This is a genomic window from Sporosarcina sp. Y1011, assembly GCF_057669885.1.
Window position 1 is genome coordinate 21,404 of record NZ_JBYHFP010000007.1, and the last position, 17,586, is coordinate 38,989.

The window sequence follows — 17,586 nt, forward strand, 5'->3', positions numbered from 1 at the left end:
TCACTAGAATATTGTAGGAATGCGACAGACGATTAATTACAACAGATTTACCCCTCGGTTAAAGTGTCGTGATTAATTCGCCGAAAGCGGGCCGGAAATAGTACAGTGGAAATTGCATTCTTCAATCCCTACTCACCAACGTTTTATATTAGTAAATGGTTAATTCAACTTACGTAATAACATTCTTTACGTACTCTATTTTATACTTTCTCAATATTCATGTTTGACAAAATAAACATATAGGTGTAAATTACATCTATAGACATTTATTGTGTTTGGAGGTGATAAACGGTGGATTCAAATCAGGGGACATCCAAGAATGACAAAACTACCAATTTAGGAACTCCAAAAAACTTCCTAATTCCAATCATGCTATTACATCTACGTGATTGGAATTCTCATGGCTATGAATTGATGCAAAAGATTACGCAATTCGGGTTCGATTCAGTTGATCAAGGGAACCTTTATCGGATTCTACGACAACTTGAAAAAGATGAAATGGTCACATCAGTTTGGGATACAACATCCGGTGGACCAGCAAAACGTATTTATTCGATTACAGCAGCCGGTGAGCAATATTTAGAGGTTTGGGCAGGTTCGCTTGGGCATTACCAAAAAATGCTAAATCAGTTTTTCACTTTATACAATCCATTTTTCACTCCTTTCATGTCGCCTTCGAAAGACACAGATAAGGAGAATTAAAAGAGGGTCCAATGCACATTCGTTGCATGCAACCATATAGGGTTCTATGTTTCACGTTTATACTAAAAAGGGGGAATTATTTATGACGAAGAAATTAACAGAAGCTCAAAATTCACTTGTTGCGGTAGATTCACTTAACGAGGTACAATCACCAAATGCTATCGATTCTATCTGGAATGGCTGGTTGAATAGTTTTAAAACACTTCAAGGATTCCAAACTGAAATTGATGAAAAGTCATTACAGGCAATCGATAGTCAAAAAGAAGTGTTAAATTCTACACGCGGAACACTGAGCAAGCTAGAAGAAGAGGCTAATAAAATAACTGCAGAAGTAAAAGAAAGTTTGCAAAATACTTTAAAAACGATTGAGATAAATCAAGTCGGGTCACCTGTTTCCACTTGGATAAACCAAATTGAGGAGATGAACAATTCGGTTCAAGCTCTTTCTTGGAACCCTAGCAAGATCATGTTGGAGTTTGTTTCGAAATCTCAAGACCAGTTGGAATCTAATGTGAAAGAAGCATTGAAGCAGCAACAACAAGTGCGTTCTGAAGCATTGAAAACAGTTGAGAAATTAACTGAGCAAATAAAAGAATCGCAAAAAGGACTTCTACCATCAATTTAATATCCAAACAATTGAACTACTTGCAACTGAAATTCAGGTTTACTAGGAGGAGTTAGGTAATGCCAACCTATGATGAATTAAAAATCGGTGATAAGGCAAACTTTTCCAAAACCATTTCTGAATCTGATATTTACCAATTTGCCGGAATTACAGGAGACTTCAATCCATTGCATATTGACGATGAATATGCGAAAAAGACAGTCTTCAAAGAACGCATCGCACACGGCATTTTAACGGCTGGATTTATTTCATCTGTGCTAGCGATGAAATTACCGGGTCCAGACACCATTTACTTATCACAAAATCTTCAATTCAAAGCTCTCGTTAAAATTGGTGATACTGTCAATGCGGAAGTTGAAGTGTTAGAAAAGAGAGATGCAAAAAATATTATCAGACTTCGTACACTCGTAAAAAACCAACATGATGAAATTGTCATTGATGGTGAAGCTATCGTTATGAAGTGATATATTATTTTGTCGAACAAAAGGACGCCATTCAAGGAACATGGCGTCCTGGCAGTTCAATCTCCCTCACTTTTTCGACTTGAAGCTATTGGTTCGAAGCAATACTAAGAGATAGTAGAACGTAAAACATACTGGCCTAAGTATGTTTTACGTTCTATTTTTATTAGGTAAGCGCGTTTTGCTACATGTGTTTGGAAGATTGTTTAGTGTCCACTAGTTAACTATATTTTGATTACCCTGAAAGTTTTCAGGTTTTTCCCCATGACCTTCAAGTATTATTCGCCTTACTCACTTTAAGCTTCTTCCCTTTGATAGTTAACTCTTCCATTGCCAACAAGACAATTGAGCCTTTTCCATTATGAATATCGACATACGTCAAACTATCCTGAATGCTGATAATACCAATATCATCCGCTGTTACTCCAGGTATTTTCGCAATCGTTCCTACGAAATCCACAGCTCGAAGTTTCTTCTTTTTTCCACCGCTAAAATGAAGTTTCGTGATGCTTTTGTTTTTTGGTACCGTTTTTTGATTTGCGTGATTCGACGATAAAGCATTTTTTCTTGGTGCTACTTCACGTTGTTTCGGAACTATCATTCGTGGTATCTCAAAGCCAATGTATTGTTCAATTACTGTTAGGAGTTTACCTTCATTAGGAGTTGCAAAGGTAATCGCTTTACCTTTCTTACCCGCACGACCGGTTCTGCCTGTTCGGTGAACATAGCTCTCTTTTTCCAAAGGGACATCGTAGTTGATCACAAGTGTTATATTATCTACATCGATTCCCCTTGCAGCTACGTCGGTCGCCACAAGATAACGGAAATTCCCCATTTTGAAGCCTTCCATCACCGAAAACCGATTTTCTTGTACGACTCCACCATGTATTTTTTCACAAGAATAGTTGGATTTCTCTAGTTCTGCAAACACCGCATCGACATGTTTTTTAGTTTTGCAAAAGATTATACAGCTAGCAGGATTTTCAACAAGTGTAACGTTTTTTAGCAATGTTATTTTCCCCGCTTCTTTCACTTCTATAACATGATGTTCAATCGTGCTAGTTGTAGTTCCTGCAGAAGCAATTTGAATGGTTTTAGGATTTTCCATATATTTATGGCAAAGATTTTCAACACCCTTAGGCAATGTAGCGGAAAACACCATCGTTACTCTATTTGAAGGGAGCCTATTCAATATTGTTTCTACCAATTTGATAAAACCCATGGAAAGCATCTCATCGGCTTCGTCTATAATGAGATAGTTTATATCATTTAAGATTAATGTTTCTCTATTAATATGATCCAACACACGCCCAGGTGTACCGACGACGATATGTGTTTTTTGTTCTAGCTCTTCAGCCTGTATTGTAAATGATTCTTTGCCGTAAACTGCCAAAGATTTAATTCTTTTAAATCGTCCGATATCTGCTAAATCCTCGCGAACTTGAACAGCAAGTTCGCGAGTAGGTGTCAGAACTAATGCCTGCGGGTTTTCTCCTTCCCATTCAATCATTTCACAAAGTGGAATTCCAAAAGAAGCTGTCTTGCCACTACCCGTTTGAGACTTCACAACGAGATCCTGACTTTTCAATGCTTTTGGTATCACTTCGCTTTGAACCTCTGTCGGGGTTTGATATTTCAACAAAGTCAGTGCTCTTTTTATTTCATCACTTAAGTTATAATCTTCAAAACTAAATTCACTCATGTTATTTACCTCTTTTTTTATGATTTGACTTTACCTAAGCTTTAGTTTGTCCTACTAGTAAAGCATGATTGCCCTCAACCCAATTTTGAAAAAGACGGATTCCCTCTGAACAGTTCACAAAATGATGTAGCTAAAATTAAGTTTTCTATATAAAGGATTCGAATTCCCCTTCAATGGGTATTTTAAAAGGTGGGGTTTGTTTGACAGGAGGGAAATATAAATATGTTTGGATTCGCAGATTTACTGTCCTTAGTCATATCAGGATTTATCATCATGCCAGTTGTCATATTTGTAAGGGAAACCGGTTACTTTATCGTCAGCGTCATTTTTGGGGTTAAAAATCCAAGACTAACGATTGGATCTGGCCCTCGGCTTTTCATAATAGGAAGTTTCGACGTGCGAAAGTATTATCATGTGTACAGTTGGTTTTCCTACGACACGTTGAAAAGAAAAAGCAACTTAGCATATATATGTATATACGCAGGTCCGATTCTCGTCAACCTTGTACTTGCCCTCACTATCAATGCCCTTCTAGCCAACGGAATGCTTCTGGAATACAAAACTTTTTGGGATCGGTTTGTTTTCTATGCCTTCTATTATTTACTTTTTGACATTATTCCTATGATAACCGTTAACGGTAAGCCAAACAACGGGATGATTATTTATGAGATGCTACGGCATGGTAAACGTACCGACTACAATAATGAGCCTTTTATTCCGGCGACAAGTGATGTAGAAGAGCAATATCAGAAAGAAATGGAAGAAATACAGGAATTAGAAGATAAGAAGAAAAAGGCTGAACTAAGTAATATAGAGGAAATCCAAGACATAAAGAAAAAAGAATCGGATGAATGAATACGACTGCTATCTTATCAAGTCTATGAAATGTTTTGCAAAAGAGGAAGTGAACCAAAACTGGTTGGTGAACTTCCTATTTCTTGATTGTATTCGTCTCAAAAAATTCAGCTAAAAGCATGTTTTTTCAATCACATGTGATTAATCTAGGTTACTGTATAATTGTCCAAACTAAAATTAGAGTCTGTTATATAAAGAGTATATCATTATTTTTTTATTTTTTCAGTTCTTAATATGGAGAAATTAATTGTTCTTAAGATTTCACAAGTACCATTCATTATACTTAATCAACTTCACCAAATCAAAATCCGACACTTAAATTTTCCAATCATTCTAGCAAAATCAATACTTTTAAATAGGCCAACCCATTGCTATTGAAGATAAAAGCACAACATTAAAACTCTATTCTAGTATGTAATAGAATAGAGTTTTCACCACATCATATTAAATTGACACACCTTCTTACAACAGCGTTTGTTCTTGGAGCTTCGCCGCAAGATATTTACGCGCTTCTGCGGTAAGAATCTGCAAACAGACTTCTTCTTCCTGCAGTTCAAACTCGACAAACATCCCGCTTAAATTTTCATATACATAATGGACTTTAAAGCCCCTGTCTAAATAGTCATCTACTTGTTTCATTTCATCCATGCTTCGTAAATGATCCGACATACATACACCTCGCTTTTCTTATTCAGCACCTTTTTCTTCGATTTCTTGCACGACGATATCGTCCCAATCGTGCCCAACTGTAATGCCTAAATACTTGGCGTCACTAGGATCGTCTAGTTCGGCTTGCGGGTACTTTTTGAACCACCAATATTTCGCCAAGACATAGTACACAAGTGCCCCCACAAAAAAGCCCACCAATGATGAATACGTTGGGAACATATTCGCTAAAACACCGCCAATTACCCAAGCGATTAACCCCGCTAAGTTAAAGCCATTCATATACTTATATTGGCCGTCTAACTCGTACAGATCCTTTACGTTCACACGACGTTTTCGAATTAAATAATAATCTGCGAATAATATCCCCACAATTGCTGTTAATATACCGCCTATGATTAATAGGGCATTGACTAAAACGTCAAATAGACTCCAAGGCTGTGCTAAAGTCCCAATAACCCCCGTGACAATAACCCCAACCCAGAACGGCACTTTTGGTCCGCCAATGTTCGAGAAAATCGTAGCAGCAGGAATAACGTTCGCAGATGTATTTGTCGACCATTGCGCTAACACAATCATCAGCAATAAAATCCCTAATACAAATCCACTTGCACTTTGCTGCAAGGCATTTACCGGATCCGCAGATGCCACGGCCATATAACACACTGCACCAATGGCTACGATAAATGTATTGGTAACCGGCATCACGATTAAAGAGCCAACTAACTGCGTTTTATTGCGCTTAAACCAATTGCGTTCATTTTTTGGTGCTTTAAAGAAACGTGATAGTGATGGCATATCCGCTGCTAACGTTGCCCAGAATCCCATGTTCGCCATAATTACCACCATGAATGCTGTAAAAGCTGCCATCCCTGTCGTCGGTGATTCCACCCAAGTCCACACATCTTTCCCTTGAGCCGTTGTTTTATCGGCAAGCGTAATATACATCCAGCATGATATTAATATAATAATTGGCGCCGCTAAATCAGCAAAGCGCTCAATGGATTTAATGCCGAGCGATGTGTTAAATAGCTGTAGCGCTGCAAAAACAAGGAAACATAAAAACCAATTATTAAAGCCGAATAATAAATTCAAAATCCCATTGATGGCCATAGCGCCAAAATAGGTGTTAATCCCGAACCAACAAGCAGCTGTCACCCCGCGAACGAGCGATGGTAAATGCGTGCCAATTGTACCAAATGGCGCACGCATGTAAACCGGGAAGGACAAGCCATGTTCAATACCAATATCACCGATTAACGTCATAAATACGCCGATTAAAACGGAACCTATCATTGTCGCTAAAATCACCATCGGCAACGGCAAACTTATAATAGCCGAGCCGCCAATTGCAAAGGCGGCTAAAACGATGGCCATTCCTACCCAAATCACTGCAAAACCAAATGTCCCGATATTTCTTTTTTGATGTATCACTGGAAGTAAATCTGGTGATTTTAAATAACCCCCACCATTCCCCATTCATGCCTCTCCCTTATATTAGATTTCCAGTTAACAAAAGCGGTAGGCGCCGTTTAAGACGCGACAGGCATAAGTCGTACAAAGGGAAGACAGTCTAAGTTCGCGACATCGTGTCGCAACGACTGCATACCTGCATCCTTACAGGCATGACGTGGCGGTCTTTGCCACATAGCTAGATTGCTTATGACCCGAGCGGCTGGCGCCTGGAGTCTAGACACTGCTCCAAGTCTAAAAATGTATACTTTCTTATCTTTAATCAAACTATTGACCTCTTTTATACTCCTGGGATTAGTATCCTAGATGAGACCCTCGGTAATCCACCCTACTTTTTTCATCTAGCAAAATTGCTGATTAGTGATTGACGGTCGTTCCAAGTCATTGGCGGAATAGTGGACTTTCTTTCGACCATCGAAATCGCACCGTCTACTGGGCAGACAATCGAGCATAAATTACAGCCTACACAATCTTGTTCACGCACCTTGAGCATCGGACGACCACTCTCTGTGTACAGGTCAATACATTGATGTGACGTATCTTCACATGCAATATGGCATTTATTGCAATTAATACAAACATCATTATTAATTTCTGCAACAACTTTGTAGTTTAAATCTAAGTCACCCCAGTCAGAATAACGTTGTACCGACTGACCGACTATACCCATGACCGAGGCAATTCCTTTGTCATCCAGATAATTATTAAGTCCATCAATCATATCTTCGACAATGCTAAATCCGTGGTGCATTGCTGCTGTACAAACTTGTACGCCTGTTGCACCCATCAGCATAAATTCCGCAGCATCCTGCCAATTTGAAATCCCACCAATGCCTGAAATGGGTACATTGACGAAAGAATTTCGCGCACATTCCGCTACCATATTTAGTGCAATTGGCTTGACAGCTGGCCCACAATATCCGCCATGTGACCCCTTTCCACCAACATGTGGCACCGTATTCCATGAATCTAAATCGACACCCGCTAAGCTGTTAATCGTATTTATCATACTAACGGCATCTGCACCGCCACGCACTGCCGCTTCTGCCGTCATCGTAATATCCGTAATGTTTGGTGTTAGCTTGACGATAACAGGTGTACGTGCAACTTCCTTCACCCAGTGCGTTTGCTTTTCAACCAATTCAGGGACTTGACCAGAGGCAGCCCCCATTCCTCGTTCTGCCATCCCATGTGGACAACCAAAATTAAGCTCAAGACCATCAACCCCCACGGCTTCTACTTTTTTGACAATCTCATGCCACTTTTCCTGCTGTGGTTCTACCATTAATGAAGCAATAATGGCATGATTAGGAAACCTCTTTTTCGTTTCAAGAATTTCCTGTAGATTAACCTCTAACGGACGATCCGTAATGAGCTCAATATTATTAAAACCTGCTACTCTCTGTCCATTAAAACTGACAGCCGCAAAGCGCGATGAAACATTCAATATGGGTTCGCCCAATGTTTTCCAAACTGCGCCACCCCAGCCCGCTTCAAATGCACGTTGCACTTGATAGCCCGAATTAGTTGGTGGTGCCGATGCTAACCAAAATGGATTCGGTGATTTAATCCCCGCTAAGTCAATTCGTAAGTCTGCCATGCTACATCCCCCCTATGCAATCTCGCTCGGTTTTCTTAAACGCTCATGAATGATGTAAGCAGCATCTTTACCTTGCTGTGCAGCTGTTACCACCATTGCTTCCCCTTGACCATTGCCGAACACGACATCTCCACAGGCAAACACTTTGTCATTCGATGTTTGCATAGTTGTTTCGTCAATGTCTACTACGCCGTTCGTATGCTGTAATTCAAAAGTTTCAATGAGAGAGACAAAGCGCGTTTGTCCAATCGCTTTAATGACCGCGTCCACCTCTATAACAAACTCAGATCCTTTAATGACTTCAGGTCGTTGCCTGCCGTCTGCATCCGCCTCTCCGAGCTTCATCTTTACACACTCAAGTCCCACTACTTTCCCTGCCTCATCACCGATAATTTGTTTCGGCGCTGTCAGCCATTTAAATCCAATGCCATCTTGCTTGGCAAATTCATATTCAAATTGGTAGGCAGTCATCTCTTTTTCTGTTCTTCTATAAAGAATGTCCACTTGCTCCGCACCTAGTCGCACAGCACAGGTTGCACCATCGATGGCTGTATTACCAGCACCAATAACCGCAACACGTTTACCGACTAAGTCTTCTGTCAGTGCGCCCATTTTAGTGCGCTTTACAAAGTCAATGGCATCATGAACGCCAGCTAGTTCCTCACCTTTAATGCCGAGATTAGGCACGGCCCCCATACCAACCGCTAAAATAACGCTGTCAAATTGCGCTAAAATTTCCTCAGCAGCAATATCTATTCCTACTGTTGTGTTTGTTTTAATGTCCACACCAAGCTTTACAACTTGTGCCACTTCCCAATCCACGACATCATTCGGCAACCGGAATGACACGATGCCGTAGCTGCCCAAACCGCCCGCCTTTGCTTCTGCTTCAAATATTGTGACACTGTAACCGAAGCGACTAAGCTCACGCGCTGCCGATAAGCCAGCTGGACCAGCGCCAACAATTGCTACATTTTGTCCATTTTTTTGACCTTTCTTAAATAGCTCGACGTCTGATTCCATCGCCCAATCTGTTGCATAACGTTGCAAGTGCCCGATTTTAATAGGCTTTGTTGAGGAGTTTAACACACATGCCCCTTCACATAATTCCTCGGTCGGACATACTCGCGCACAACTTGCACCAACCGGATTGGCCTCCATAATCGTCATAGCTGAACCTTTCATATTATTTGAAGCAATTTTTTTAATGAAATTCGGAATTTGAATACTTGTCGGACAAGCTGTAATGCAAGGTGCGTCATAGCAGTACAGACAGCGATTAGCTTCTTCTAGTGCTTCATTTTTTGTCATTCTGCTATTCATTTCCACAAAATTTCGTTCGAGTTGCGAAGTCATTGAAACATTCCCCCTCATGGATTGATGTTTACTGGTTAATTGTTTGTACTGTCGTCGGCTGTAGTGCACGCTTAATATATTGGCCACTGCCTAATTTCCCTACAAATCGTTTGTTTTTAATGACGTATTCGCCACGTACAAGTACACTGATTGGCTCTCCTGTCACTTCCCAGCCCTCATACGGGTTGTAGTCTACATTCATATGGTGGGTGTTCGCTGAAATTTCACGTTTTACTGTCGGATCAAAAATGACGATATCCGCGTCAGAACCAATAGCAATCGTTCCTTTTTGTGGATATAAGCCGAAAATTTTTGCGGCACTTGTCGAAATCATATCGACGAAGTCATTGATGGAAATTCTCCCTTTCGCCACACCTTCAGAAAACAAAATGCTGAAACGATCTTCGATAAACGGTCCACCATTTGGAATTTTAGAAAAGTCATTTAACCCTAATTGCTTTTTCCCGTTAAAGCTAAATGAACATTGGTCCGAGCCAATTGTTTGCAGTTGTTTGGCTTTTAACGCATTCCACAAATGCTCTTGATGATATTTCGGGCGAAGTGGTGGTGACCAAACATATTTCGCCCCCTCAAAACCTGGCTGTGCTAACGCTGACTGATCGAGCGTTAAATAAGGTGGGCATGTTTCCCCGTAGACGTCATAGCCCTTTTCGCGCGCTGCGATAATTTCATCTAGTGCCTCTTTACACGTCACATGTACAACATAAAGCTTGGCTCCCGCGATATGCGCTAGTTCAATTGCCCGTTTCGTCGCCTCACCCTCTAATTCTGCGGGACGCGTCAGTGCGTGATAAATTGGCGCAGTCTGACCAGCTTTCTTCGCCTCCTCTACTAATTCGTCGATGACCGAGCCATTTTCACAGTGCACCATGACAACTGCGCCCATGTCTTTTGCGATTTTAAAGGCTTTGAACAGCGTACGGTCTGAAGCCTGGAATTCTTTCGCGTATGCCATGAACACCTTGACAGACGTTATCCCTTCCTGCTCTAGTATCAAAGGTAATTCGGCCTCTGTTTCAGGCGTTAAATCACCAATCATTAAATGGAAACCGTAGTCGATAGCTGATTTTCCCTTTGCTTTTACATGCCACTTCTCCACAGCCGTCGCAAGTTTTTCTTCACCCGCAGATAAGCAAAAGTCCAAAATAGTCGTCGTCCCACCGAATGCAGCCGCGATTGTACCTGACTTCCAATCATCGTCTGTCACCGTATTGTTGAACGGCATGTCCAAATGCGTATGCGGATCAATTCCCCCAGGCATCACGTATTTTCCCGTTGCATCCACAACTTCCGCTCCATCAGATGATAAATTTTTTCCGATTTGCACAATTTCCCCATTCTCTATTAATATATCTGCCTCATACATATCTGTTGCTGTCACAATGAGTCCACCTGTAATCACTTTTTTCACACTACCCTCACCTCTCAATAATGAATGTACAATTTATCACCATCTGTTAATATTCTGGGCCATCACCATGCCGGATAGGTTGATTTCTCCCCATGCTAAACTTCTTTTGTAGTGTCAACACAGTTTCCAGTAACACGTCTGCCCCTTTTGCACAGTCTTCGATTGTCGTTTCTTCCTCCTCACAATGACTTTTCCCCTTGATACTTGGAACAAAGATCATTGCCGAAGGGATAAAGCTCGCGATATATTGCGCATCGTGTCCCGCACCGCTGAACATTCGATAGGAGGAATAACCAAAGTCATGAGATGATTTTTCCACTTCATTGCAAATAGCTGCATCAAAAAATACCGTCTCTCGCCCCCATAGCTTGACCGAGCGAATATGGCAACCGTTTTCCTCTGAAACTAATCCAGTCAATAGCTTCTCCACTTGGCGCATCACTGCTGGATTTTGATGACGTGAATCTAGGGTAAATACTACTTCGTTCGGAATAACTGTATGGATATTAGGTGCTACTTGCATACGCCCAAATGTGAACACAAGCGCTTCGTCGATTTTCCCCAACTGCTCATGCAAAGACAAAATTATACGAGACGCCACAATCAACGGATCTTTACGCATAGACATCGGCGTTGTTCCAGCGTGATTTGATTCACCTGTCACGGTAATTTCATAGCACACCATGCCTAAAACGCCTTCGACCACACCAATTTCACATTGCTTTGCTGCCAATACCGGTCCTTGTTCAATATGCAGTTCAATATAAGCAAGGGCTTCTGTTAAGCGATTTCCCTGCTCTCCTGCGTAACCACTCTCCTGTAATGCTTGTTGAAAAGTAATGCCATTTTTATCGAAAGATTGTAGCATTTTTTCTTTACTGAATTTTGAAGCAATGACACCGGAACTCATCATCGCCGGATCGAAGCGCGCACCTTCTTCATTCGTAAAATTCACAAGCATTAATGGGATCTCGAGCTCAATGTCGTTTTCCTTTAACGTTCGTATTGCCTCTATTGCTGTTAAAATACCTAAGACACCATCAAACTTGCCACCTTTTTCAACCGAATCTAAATGTGATCCCATTACGATTGGCGGGCAATCTTTTTTCCCTGGTAGAATTGCATAGATATTTGCCATATCATCTACATGAATATCCATGCCTAACTCTGTGCATATTTCACAAAAGTAGTTTCTCGCTAATACATCCTCTTTTGAAAGGGACAAACGGGTTACGCCCCCATTGGCAGTTGCGCCAAATTGACTGAACTGTTCTATTAACCCCTGCAATCGATTACTATTACATTTATACATATGCAAGTCCTCTCTTTCATAGTTATTAAAAAGTGGTTGTTTATGAAAATTATAAAATAGAAGGCATTTGGTAGATTAAAGAAATTGCTATTAGATATGGACGCCACCAACCAGGCAATATGTATATGGCCTTTTTAATAGCAAATGTGTTAACACATCAATAAATATGCGTAATAGAAGGAAGTTATGAATGGGTTTCCACTCACTTTTGTAGATGTATGAGGTTTCTTACCAACAGGTGTGCCTATGGGTAAAGAAGTTTGTAGTAGTCCATTATGTTAGTAATACTATGATAAATAATCGTGGACTTTCAGAAACGAAAAAACGGCTTAAGCCCTTAAGAATACAGGGCTCAAGCCGTTTAATTCACTTTTATTATTTACCCTATCTACTTGACAGGGAACGTTCACTCCGTGAGAAGTAAGCGAATCATTAAAACATTTTGGTCGTCCAATTTTCACCGTTCCAAACGTCCGTCACAACGCCCTCATAAAATTCAGGTTCGTGGGAAATAAGAAGGATGCTTCCTTTGTATTCCTTCAGGGCGCGTCTCAATTCCTCTTTCGCTTCATGGTCAAGGTGATTCGTCGGTTCATCGAGGACTAGCAAATTCGTCTCCCGATTAATTAATTTACAAAGTCGTACTTTCGCACGCTCTCCGCCGCTTAACACCTTCACCTTGCTTTCAATGTGTTTCGTTGTCAATCCGCATCGAGCCAACGCCGACCGAACTTCATATTGTGTGAAATGTGGGAATTCCGCCCATACCTCTTCCAAGCATGTATTGTTGTTTTCTGCTTTTGCTTCCTGTTCAAAATACCCAATTTCCAAATGCTCTCCACGTTCAACAAAACCTGAAAGTGCAGGGATTTCTCCAAGAATACTTTTTAATAACGTTGTTTTCCCAATCCCATTTGCACCGGACAAAGCAATTTTCTGCCCACGTTCCATCGTTAGATTCAGTTCCTGCGACAACGGTTCCTCATATCCAATGACGAGTCCCTTTGTTTCAAACAGAAACCTTCCAGGTGTCCGTGCTAGTTTGAAGCTAAATTGCGGTTTCGGCTTTTCGGCGTCCAATTCGATGACATCCATTTTGTCCAATTTCTTCTGGCGCGACATGGCCATTCTACTTGTTGCCGCATTCGCCTTGTTACGAGCCACAAAGTCCTTGAGATGTGCAATTTCCTTCTGTTGTTTCTTAAAGGCGGATTCCACTTGCTGTTTCTTCATCTCATGCACACGTAAAAACTCATCATAATCGCCTGAATATCGGGTAATCTGTTGGTTTTCCATATGGTAGATCAGTTGAATAACACTATTCAAAAACGGAAGATCATGGGATATTAATATGAATGCATTCGCGTAGTTCTGTAAATAATTGCGAAGCCAATCGATATGCTCTATGTCTAAATAGTTTGTCGGCTCATCTAAAAGAAGGATGTCTGGTTTTTCCAGCAACAACTTGCCGAGAAGAACCTTTGTCCGCTGCCCCCCGCTCAAATCATGAACGTCCGTATCCAGACCGAATTCATCCAATCCGAGTCCATTCGCCACTTCTTCCACTTTAGAATCTATTATATAGAAATCATTGTGTGACAGCTCTTCTTGTATTTCACCTGTCGTCTCCAAAAGCGCTTCCAATTCATCCGCATCCACCTCGCCCATTTTGGCAAAGAGCGCGTTCATTTCCGTTTCTTGATCATAAAGATATTGAAAGGCGGTTCGCAGTACATCACGGATGCTCAACCCTTGTTTCAATGCGACGTGCTGATCCAGATAACCGACACGCACCCGTTTCGCCCAACTCACCATTCCCGCATCCGGCTCCAGCTTGCGCGTGATGATATTCATGAATGTGGACTTACCTTCACCATTTGCACCGATCAATCCAATATGTTCTCCTTGCAATAAACGGAAAGAGACGTCATCAAAAATCGCACGATCCCCGAAGCCATGGCTTAAATTTGTTACAGTCAATAAACTCATATGTATTACACCTTTTCTTTCACTAAGTATGGTTCTACCTTTCCAACACTTTCTTCAACTAAGAAATGCCGAATTCTCTCCATTATATAGGGATTTCACCGATGAGGAAAGGGTTTATAGGAATAACGGCACAATAAATAACCATGAAAGAGAAACACTTTCACGATCGATTTTTACACTGTACTTGGAAATTCGAAACATATATTCTTCCAGATATTACTTTTATAAATATAAAACAGATTGGACAAATCATTCTCTTGAAGCATCCATGTCAATATCATCTACTCTATAGGGAGTCTAGCTTCATTTCCTTACAATTGCGCTGGTGTTCCACATTATCCTGAGATACGGTTCAATACTTCCAACGACGTCAAAACATGTTTCAAAAAATCTGTAATATCGCTCATATGGTCCTCATTCATTTTAGACTTGAATTTCACTTCAATACTGTCCAGGTAACTTGCCGTTTCTTGTTCAAACACGAAACTCAATGTTTGAGTTACCTGGATTTCAGTTTCCCAAATAGTCTTTAGCGCATGCTCAATCTGTTTACACTCTAACGCTAAATGTTGTACGCGCTTGTTAAATCGTAGGGACAAGGAACAACCGAGTTTTTTCCCGGGGAGTTCTAATATCTCACCTGCTAAATCTTTTACTGATGCTTTTAATACAATCTCCACTGTTACGGACGGTTGATTGACTAGCGTGAATTGAATAGCAAAATCTCTTGCAAGCACGGAAAAATCCATTCGATCTACCCGGTTTGTGATTGTTATTTTCCGATCTATATTATCTAAATCATACACATGATTTTCAAATGCCACTTTCAAGTTCTCAAAAATTGTTGGATCATACACATGAAGTCCTCCAAAAAACATTATCTATCAGGTCAGGAACCACCTTTATTTCCTTCATCATTTTACTACAAATTCATTTCAAATAAAATAATCCACCATTGATAATTTCAACTTTTATTCTCGCTTCGTATTGTTGATCCATAGCTTCTTTCTCTGTCTCGTAACAATCCGGTTTGTTTTCTATCCCTTCATAGAAGTATTCCAAGACTTCTCTATCCTTTTGCCATCTCATTTTTGCTTCTTCAGCCCATGTGTGATCATCTGTTTGGATGGCATTTTCAATTACCGCATCCAACCGTTCCAGGGCACGAATCGGCTTTATAATGTACGGTAAATTAAATGTATTTCCTGACATGCTTGAATCCAATTCCACTTCACTTAACGATTCCTGAAAACCTTCTTTAAGGATACCTGTCATTAAGTTAATGCCTAACGAATAAAGAATTTCTTTCGTTTGATCACTGTAATACGATACTTTATAATTAACCCCTAACCATGGTGTTAATATTGTTTGCGCTTCATCATTCTCTGATACCTTTTCATACATCTGCACAAACGAGCCCAGCTCTTTCGTTGCTTGGAACAATTGATTGAGTCGAGGGGAGCCGAAGTGGATGACTTCCCCATTTACATCTTCAACAACTTTATTTCTATCAGTAATAAATGTTAGTCGTGCTGGATCTGGTACGCCATCCGTACTTTCTAGGTATTTCCAGTAAAATGGACGGTTCATAATTTTTTTATCCATTTCAATTGTTAATTGTACGCTGATGTAGTGATCATGGTCGCTTACTATTTGACAATTATTTTCTCTAAAAAATTGTCGCAAATACCCGTGAATTTGTTGTGGATACATGTCCGTCCTCCCTCTCTGCCTTCATTTTAAATGGTCTTTTTGAAAGGAGTTAAAATATCATCTAACTCACCCACCACTTTTTCAAAGACCCCAATTTTAACGTAAAGCAGGTCCAATATATGGTCTTCAATTGTATTTTGAATGGCTAAATTGTAAATATGCACGTCATGCTCTTGTCCCAACCGATGGACACGTCCAATTCGTTGCTCCAACTTCATGGGGTTCCAAGGTAAATCATAATTTATGACATGGTGGCAAAACTGCAGATTTATCCCTTCACTACCCGATTCCGTCGCAATCAGTACTTGCGCTTTTTCCTTAAAGAGTTGTTTCATCCATTCTCGTTTACTCTTGCTGAACTTTCCGTTAAATGGGACGCTAGTGATTCCTTTTGATTGTAAATACCACTGCAAATAGGTTTGACTACCGCGATATTCGGTAAAGAGTATAACCTTACCATCTGCCTCTGAAATAATTTCATAAGCCTTTTCCGCTTTTGAGTTCATTTCCAGTGCCATTAATTTTTGAATTATGCTTTCCAGATAAGAAATATCTTCCGGTCGAGTGCATTTTTCAAGCATTTTAGTTAAGGTTAAAGCTGTAGCTTCCTTACTGCTGCACATTTCTCTTTGTAGAGTAAGCATGGAGAAAGCATCCGAGAAATCAGGGGAAACATTTTTAAGTTCTGAAATCAGGTTGTAGACTTCTTTTTCTTCTGTCGTAAAATCGATGGGTATGATTTGAACATGACGATTTGTCCATTCGATTCCCGTATCCTGTCTCCTATTTCTCACCATCACTTGATTGACCAGTTTTTTTAAATATTCATCGTGTTCTACATTGTGTTTGCTTGCGGAAAACGCTGATTGAAACGTCTCATAATTACCTAGATGCCCTGGTTTTAATAATGATATGAGGTAAAACAGTTCAAAAACATCATTTTGAATTGGTGTGGCAGTTAATAACAAACAAAACTTTTTCTTTAAATTCTGCGCGAACTCGTAGTTTTTCGTTTTATGGTTTTTTAATTTATGCGCTTCATCAATTATGATCAAATCAAAATCTTGATCATAGATGGTTTCTTTGTGCGGACTTCTTTTTGCCATATCCATACTCATGACGACAATTGTCAGATGGTTCATATCGTAATTTTTTTTATACTGCATGGCAGGAATATGAAATTTTTGATTCAATTCTTCAATCCACTGACCAACAAGTGAAGCTGGAACCAAAATTAGCGCTTTCTTCACGAGGCCTCTTATTAAATATTCCTTCAGAATCAAACCCGCTTCAATGGTTTTACCGAGCCCCACTTCATCCGCAAGAATCGCTTTTCCATTCATCCTTTCAATGACCGTTTCCGCTGCTTCCAATTGATGGGCAAGTGGCGTGAGATTGGGCAAATGGTTAGGGGATTGAAGACCATGGAAATCAGTAATCAAATTCGTTTTTGCGATCTCATAACTCATTTTATACAAATTCCAATTGTCCCACGTTTCTTGATTTTCCAAACGTTCGATAAATCCTTCTTTCCACGCAGATGACCTTTCCAAGATCATATCCATCACCTCATTCCGTATTTTCTTTGTTCGTAGGTTGTCCAGAAATGAAGTTCCTATGAAAAAGGAATTGCAAGTGAAATGGCTGCCAATTATTTTTATATAAACAAAAAAAGACATGAAACGCTTAACCCTGGAGGT

The 17,586-nt window shown here is 40.3% G+C and carries 15 protein-coding genes; 4 read left to right on the forward strand and 11 right to left on the reverse strand.

The window, feature by feature from the left end; all coding sequences use genetic code 11:
- Positions 1 to 291 precede the first annotated feature (291 nt).
- The 3 genes from phaQ (at position 292) to AC25Y5_RS10495 (ending at position 1,791) form a co-directional block, all read left to right on the forward strand.
- Positions 292 to 702 (forward strand): poly-beta-hydroxybutyrate-responsive repressor, encoded by a 411-nt coding sequence (gene phaQ, locus AC25Y5_RS10485; protein WP_488140233.1) that lies wholly within the window; start codon positions 292 to 294, stop codon positions 700 to 702.
- 82 nt (positions 703 to 784) lie between these two features.
- On the forward strand, positions 785 to 1,327 hold the full coding sequence (locus AC25Y5_RS10490; RefSeq protein ID WP_488140234.1) for a hypothetical protein: 543 nt from the start codon (positions 785 to 787) through the stop codon (positions 1,325 to 1,327).
- Positions 1,328 to 1,386: 59 nt separating this feature from the next.
- Complete coding sequence (locus AC25Y5_RS10495; RefSeq protein ID WP_488140235.1) at positions 1,387 to 1,791, forward strand: MaoC family dehydratase; 405 nt, start codon at positions 1,387 to 1,389, stop codon at positions 1,789 to 1,791.
- 268 nt (positions 1,792 to 2,059) lie between these two features.
- Here AC25Y5_RS10495 and AC25Y5_RS10500 read toward each other — a convergent pair whose 3' ends face one another.
- Positions 2,060 to 3,490, reverse strand: a complete 1,431-nt coding sequence (locus AC25Y5_RS10500) for a DEAD/DEAH box helicase (RefSeq protein ID WP_488140236.1) — start codon at positions 3,488 to 3,490, stop codon at positions 2,060 to 2,062.
- Positions 3,491 to 3,712: 222 nt separating this feature from the next.
- Here AC25Y5_RS10500 and AC25Y5_RS10505 point away from each other — a divergent pair, with 222 nt between their 5' ends.
- Entirely contained in the window at positions 3,713 to 4,345 is a 633-nt protein-coding gene (locus AC25Y5_RS10505) for a hypothetical protein (RefSeq protein ID WP_488140237.1), read from the forward strand.
- A 462-nt stretch (positions 4,346 to 4,807) separates the two neighbouring features.
- Here AC25Y5_RS10505 and AC25Y5_RS10510 read toward each other — a convergent pair whose 3' ends face one another.
- The 10 genes from AC25Y5_RS10510 to AC25Y5_RS10555 all read right to left on the reverse strand — a co-directional run bounded on the left by AC25Y5_RS10510 (position 4,808) and on the right by AC25Y5_RS10555 (position 17,451).
- Positions 4,808 to 5,014: a hypothetical protein gene (locus tag AC25Y5_RS10510; RefSeq protein ID WP_488140238.1), complete on the reverse strand. Its 207-nt coding sequence runs from the start codon at positions 5,012 to 5,014 to the stop codon at positions 4,808 to 4,810.
- Between the two features lie 18 nt (positions 5,015 to 5,032).
- The gene (locus tag AC25Y5_RS10515; protein ID WP_488140239.1) at positions 5,033 to 6,490 is read right to left on the reverse strand and encodes an NCS1 family transporter; all 1,458 of its coding nucleotides are present in this window, start codon (positions 6,488 to 6,490) and stop codon (positions 5,033 to 5,035) included.
- Between the two features lie 331 nt (positions 6,491 to 6,821).
- Complete coding sequence (gene preA / locus AC25Y5_RS10520) at positions 6,822 to 8,084, reverse strand: NAD-dependent dihydropyrimidine dehydrogenase subunit PreA (protein WP_488140240.1); 1,263 nt, start codon at positions 8,082 to 8,084, stop codon at positions 6,822 to 6,824.
- Positions 8,085 to 8,096: 12 nt separating this feature from the next.
- Positions 8,097 to 9,440 carry an NAD(P)-dependent oxidoreductase gene (locus AC25Y5_RS10525; protein ID WP_488140241.1) on the reverse strand — a complete coding sequence of 448 codons (1,344 nt, stop codon included), beginning with the start codon at positions 9,438 to 9,440 and terminating at the stop codon, positions 8,097 to 8,099.
- A 28-nt stretch (positions 9,441 to 9,468) separates the two neighbouring features.
- Positions 9,469 to 10,872, reverse strand: coding sequence for a dihydropyrimidinase (gene hydA / locus AC25Y5_RS10530; protein ID WP_488140242.1), 1,404 nt, complete (start codon positions 10,870 to 10,872; stop codon positions 9,469 to 9,471).
- 46 nt (positions 10,873 to 10,918) lie between these two features.
- Positions 10,919 to 12,184 carry an allantoate amidohydrolase gene (locus tag AC25Y5_RS10535; protein ID WP_488140243.1) on the reverse strand — a complete coding sequence of 422 codons (1,266 nt, stop codon included), beginning with the start codon at positions 12,182 to 12,184 and terminating at the stop codon, positions 10,919 to 10,921.
- 432 nt (positions 12,185 to 12,616) lie between these two features.
- Positions 12,617 to 14,173, reverse strand: a complete 1,557-nt coding sequence (locus AC25Y5_RS10540) for an ABC-F family ATP-binding cassette domain-containing protein (RefSeq protein ID WP_488140244.1) — start codon at positions 14,171 to 14,173, stop codon at positions 12,617 to 12,619.
- Between the two features lie 335 nt (positions 14,174 to 14,508).
- Positions 14,509 to 15,030 (reverse strand): hypothetical protein, encoded by a 522-nt coding sequence (locus AC25Y5_RS10545; protein WP_488140245.1) that lies wholly within the window; start codon positions 15,028 to 15,030, stop codon positions 14,509 to 14,511.
- A 73-nt stretch (positions 15,031 to 15,103) separates the two neighbouring features.
- A complete protein-coding gene (locus AC25Y5_RS10550) occupies positions 15,104 to 15,886 on the reverse strand; it encodes a YqhG family protein (protein ID WP_488140246.1) in 783 nt (260 codons plus the stop codon).
- A 26-nt stretch (positions 15,887 to 15,912) separates the two neighbouring features.
- Positions 15,913 to 17,451, reverse strand: a complete 1,539-nt coding sequence (locus AC25Y5_RS10555; RefSeq protein WP_488140247.1) for a DEAD/DEAH box helicase — start codon at positions 17,449 to 17,451, stop codon at positions 15,913 to 15,915.
- Positions 17,452 to 17,586: the final 135 nt, after the last annotated feature.

What these genes read in the sequence shown, in the direction of transcription:
- AC25Y5_RS10490 (WP_488140234.1), top strand. Translation starts at nt 785, where the DNA reads ATGACGAAGAAATTAACAGAAGCTCAAAATTCACTTGTTGCGGTAGAT.
- AC25Y5_RS10495 (WP_488140235.1), top strand. Translation starts at nt 1,387, where the DNA reads ATGCCAACCTATGATGAATTAAAAATCGGTGATAAGGCAAACTTTTCC.
- AC25Y5_RS10500 (WP_488140236.1), bottom strand. Translation starts at nt 3,490, where the DNA reads ATGAGTGAATTTAGTTTTGAAGATTATAACTTAAGTGATGAAATAAAA.
- AC25Y5_RS10505 (WP_488140237.1), top strand. Translation starts at nt 3,713, where the DNA reads ATGTTTGGATTCGCAGATTTACTGTCCTTAGTCATATCAGGATTTATC.
- AC25Y5_RS10510 (WP_488140238.1), bottom strand. Translation starts at nt 5,014, where the DNA reads ATGTCGGATCATTTACGAAGCATGGATGAAATGAAACAAGTAGATGAC.
- AC25Y5_RS10515 (WP_488140239.1), bottom strand. Translation starts at nt 6,490, where the DNA reads ATGGGGAATGGTGGGGGTTATTTAAAATCACCAGATTTACTTCCAGTG.
- preA (WP_488140240.1), bottom strand. Translation starts at nt 8,084, where the DNA reads ATGGCAGACTTACGAATTGACTTAGCGGGGATTAAATCACCGAATCCA.
- AC25Y5_RS10525 (WP_488140241.1), bottom strand. Translation starts at nt 9,440, where the DNA reads ATGACTTCGCAACTCGAACGAAATTTTGTGGAAATGAATAGCAGAATG.
- AC25Y5_RS10535 (WP_488140243.1), bottom strand. Translation starts at nt 12,184, where the DNA reads ATGTATAAATGTAATAGTAATCGATTGCAGGGGTTAATAGAACAGTTC.
- AC25Y5_RS10540 (WP_488140244.1), bottom strand. Translation starts at nt 14,173, where the DNA reads ATGAGTTTATTGACTGTAACAAATTTAAGCCATGGCTTCGGGGATCGT.
- AC25Y5_RS10550 (WP_488140246.1), bottom strand. Translation starts at nt 15,886, where the DNA reads ATGTATCCACAACAAATTCACGGGTATTTGCGACAATTTTTTAGAGAA.
- AC25Y5_RS10555 (WP_488140247.1), bottom strand. Translation starts at nt 17,451, where the DNA reads ATGGATATGATCTTGGAAAGGTCATCTGCGTGGAAAGAAGGATTTATC.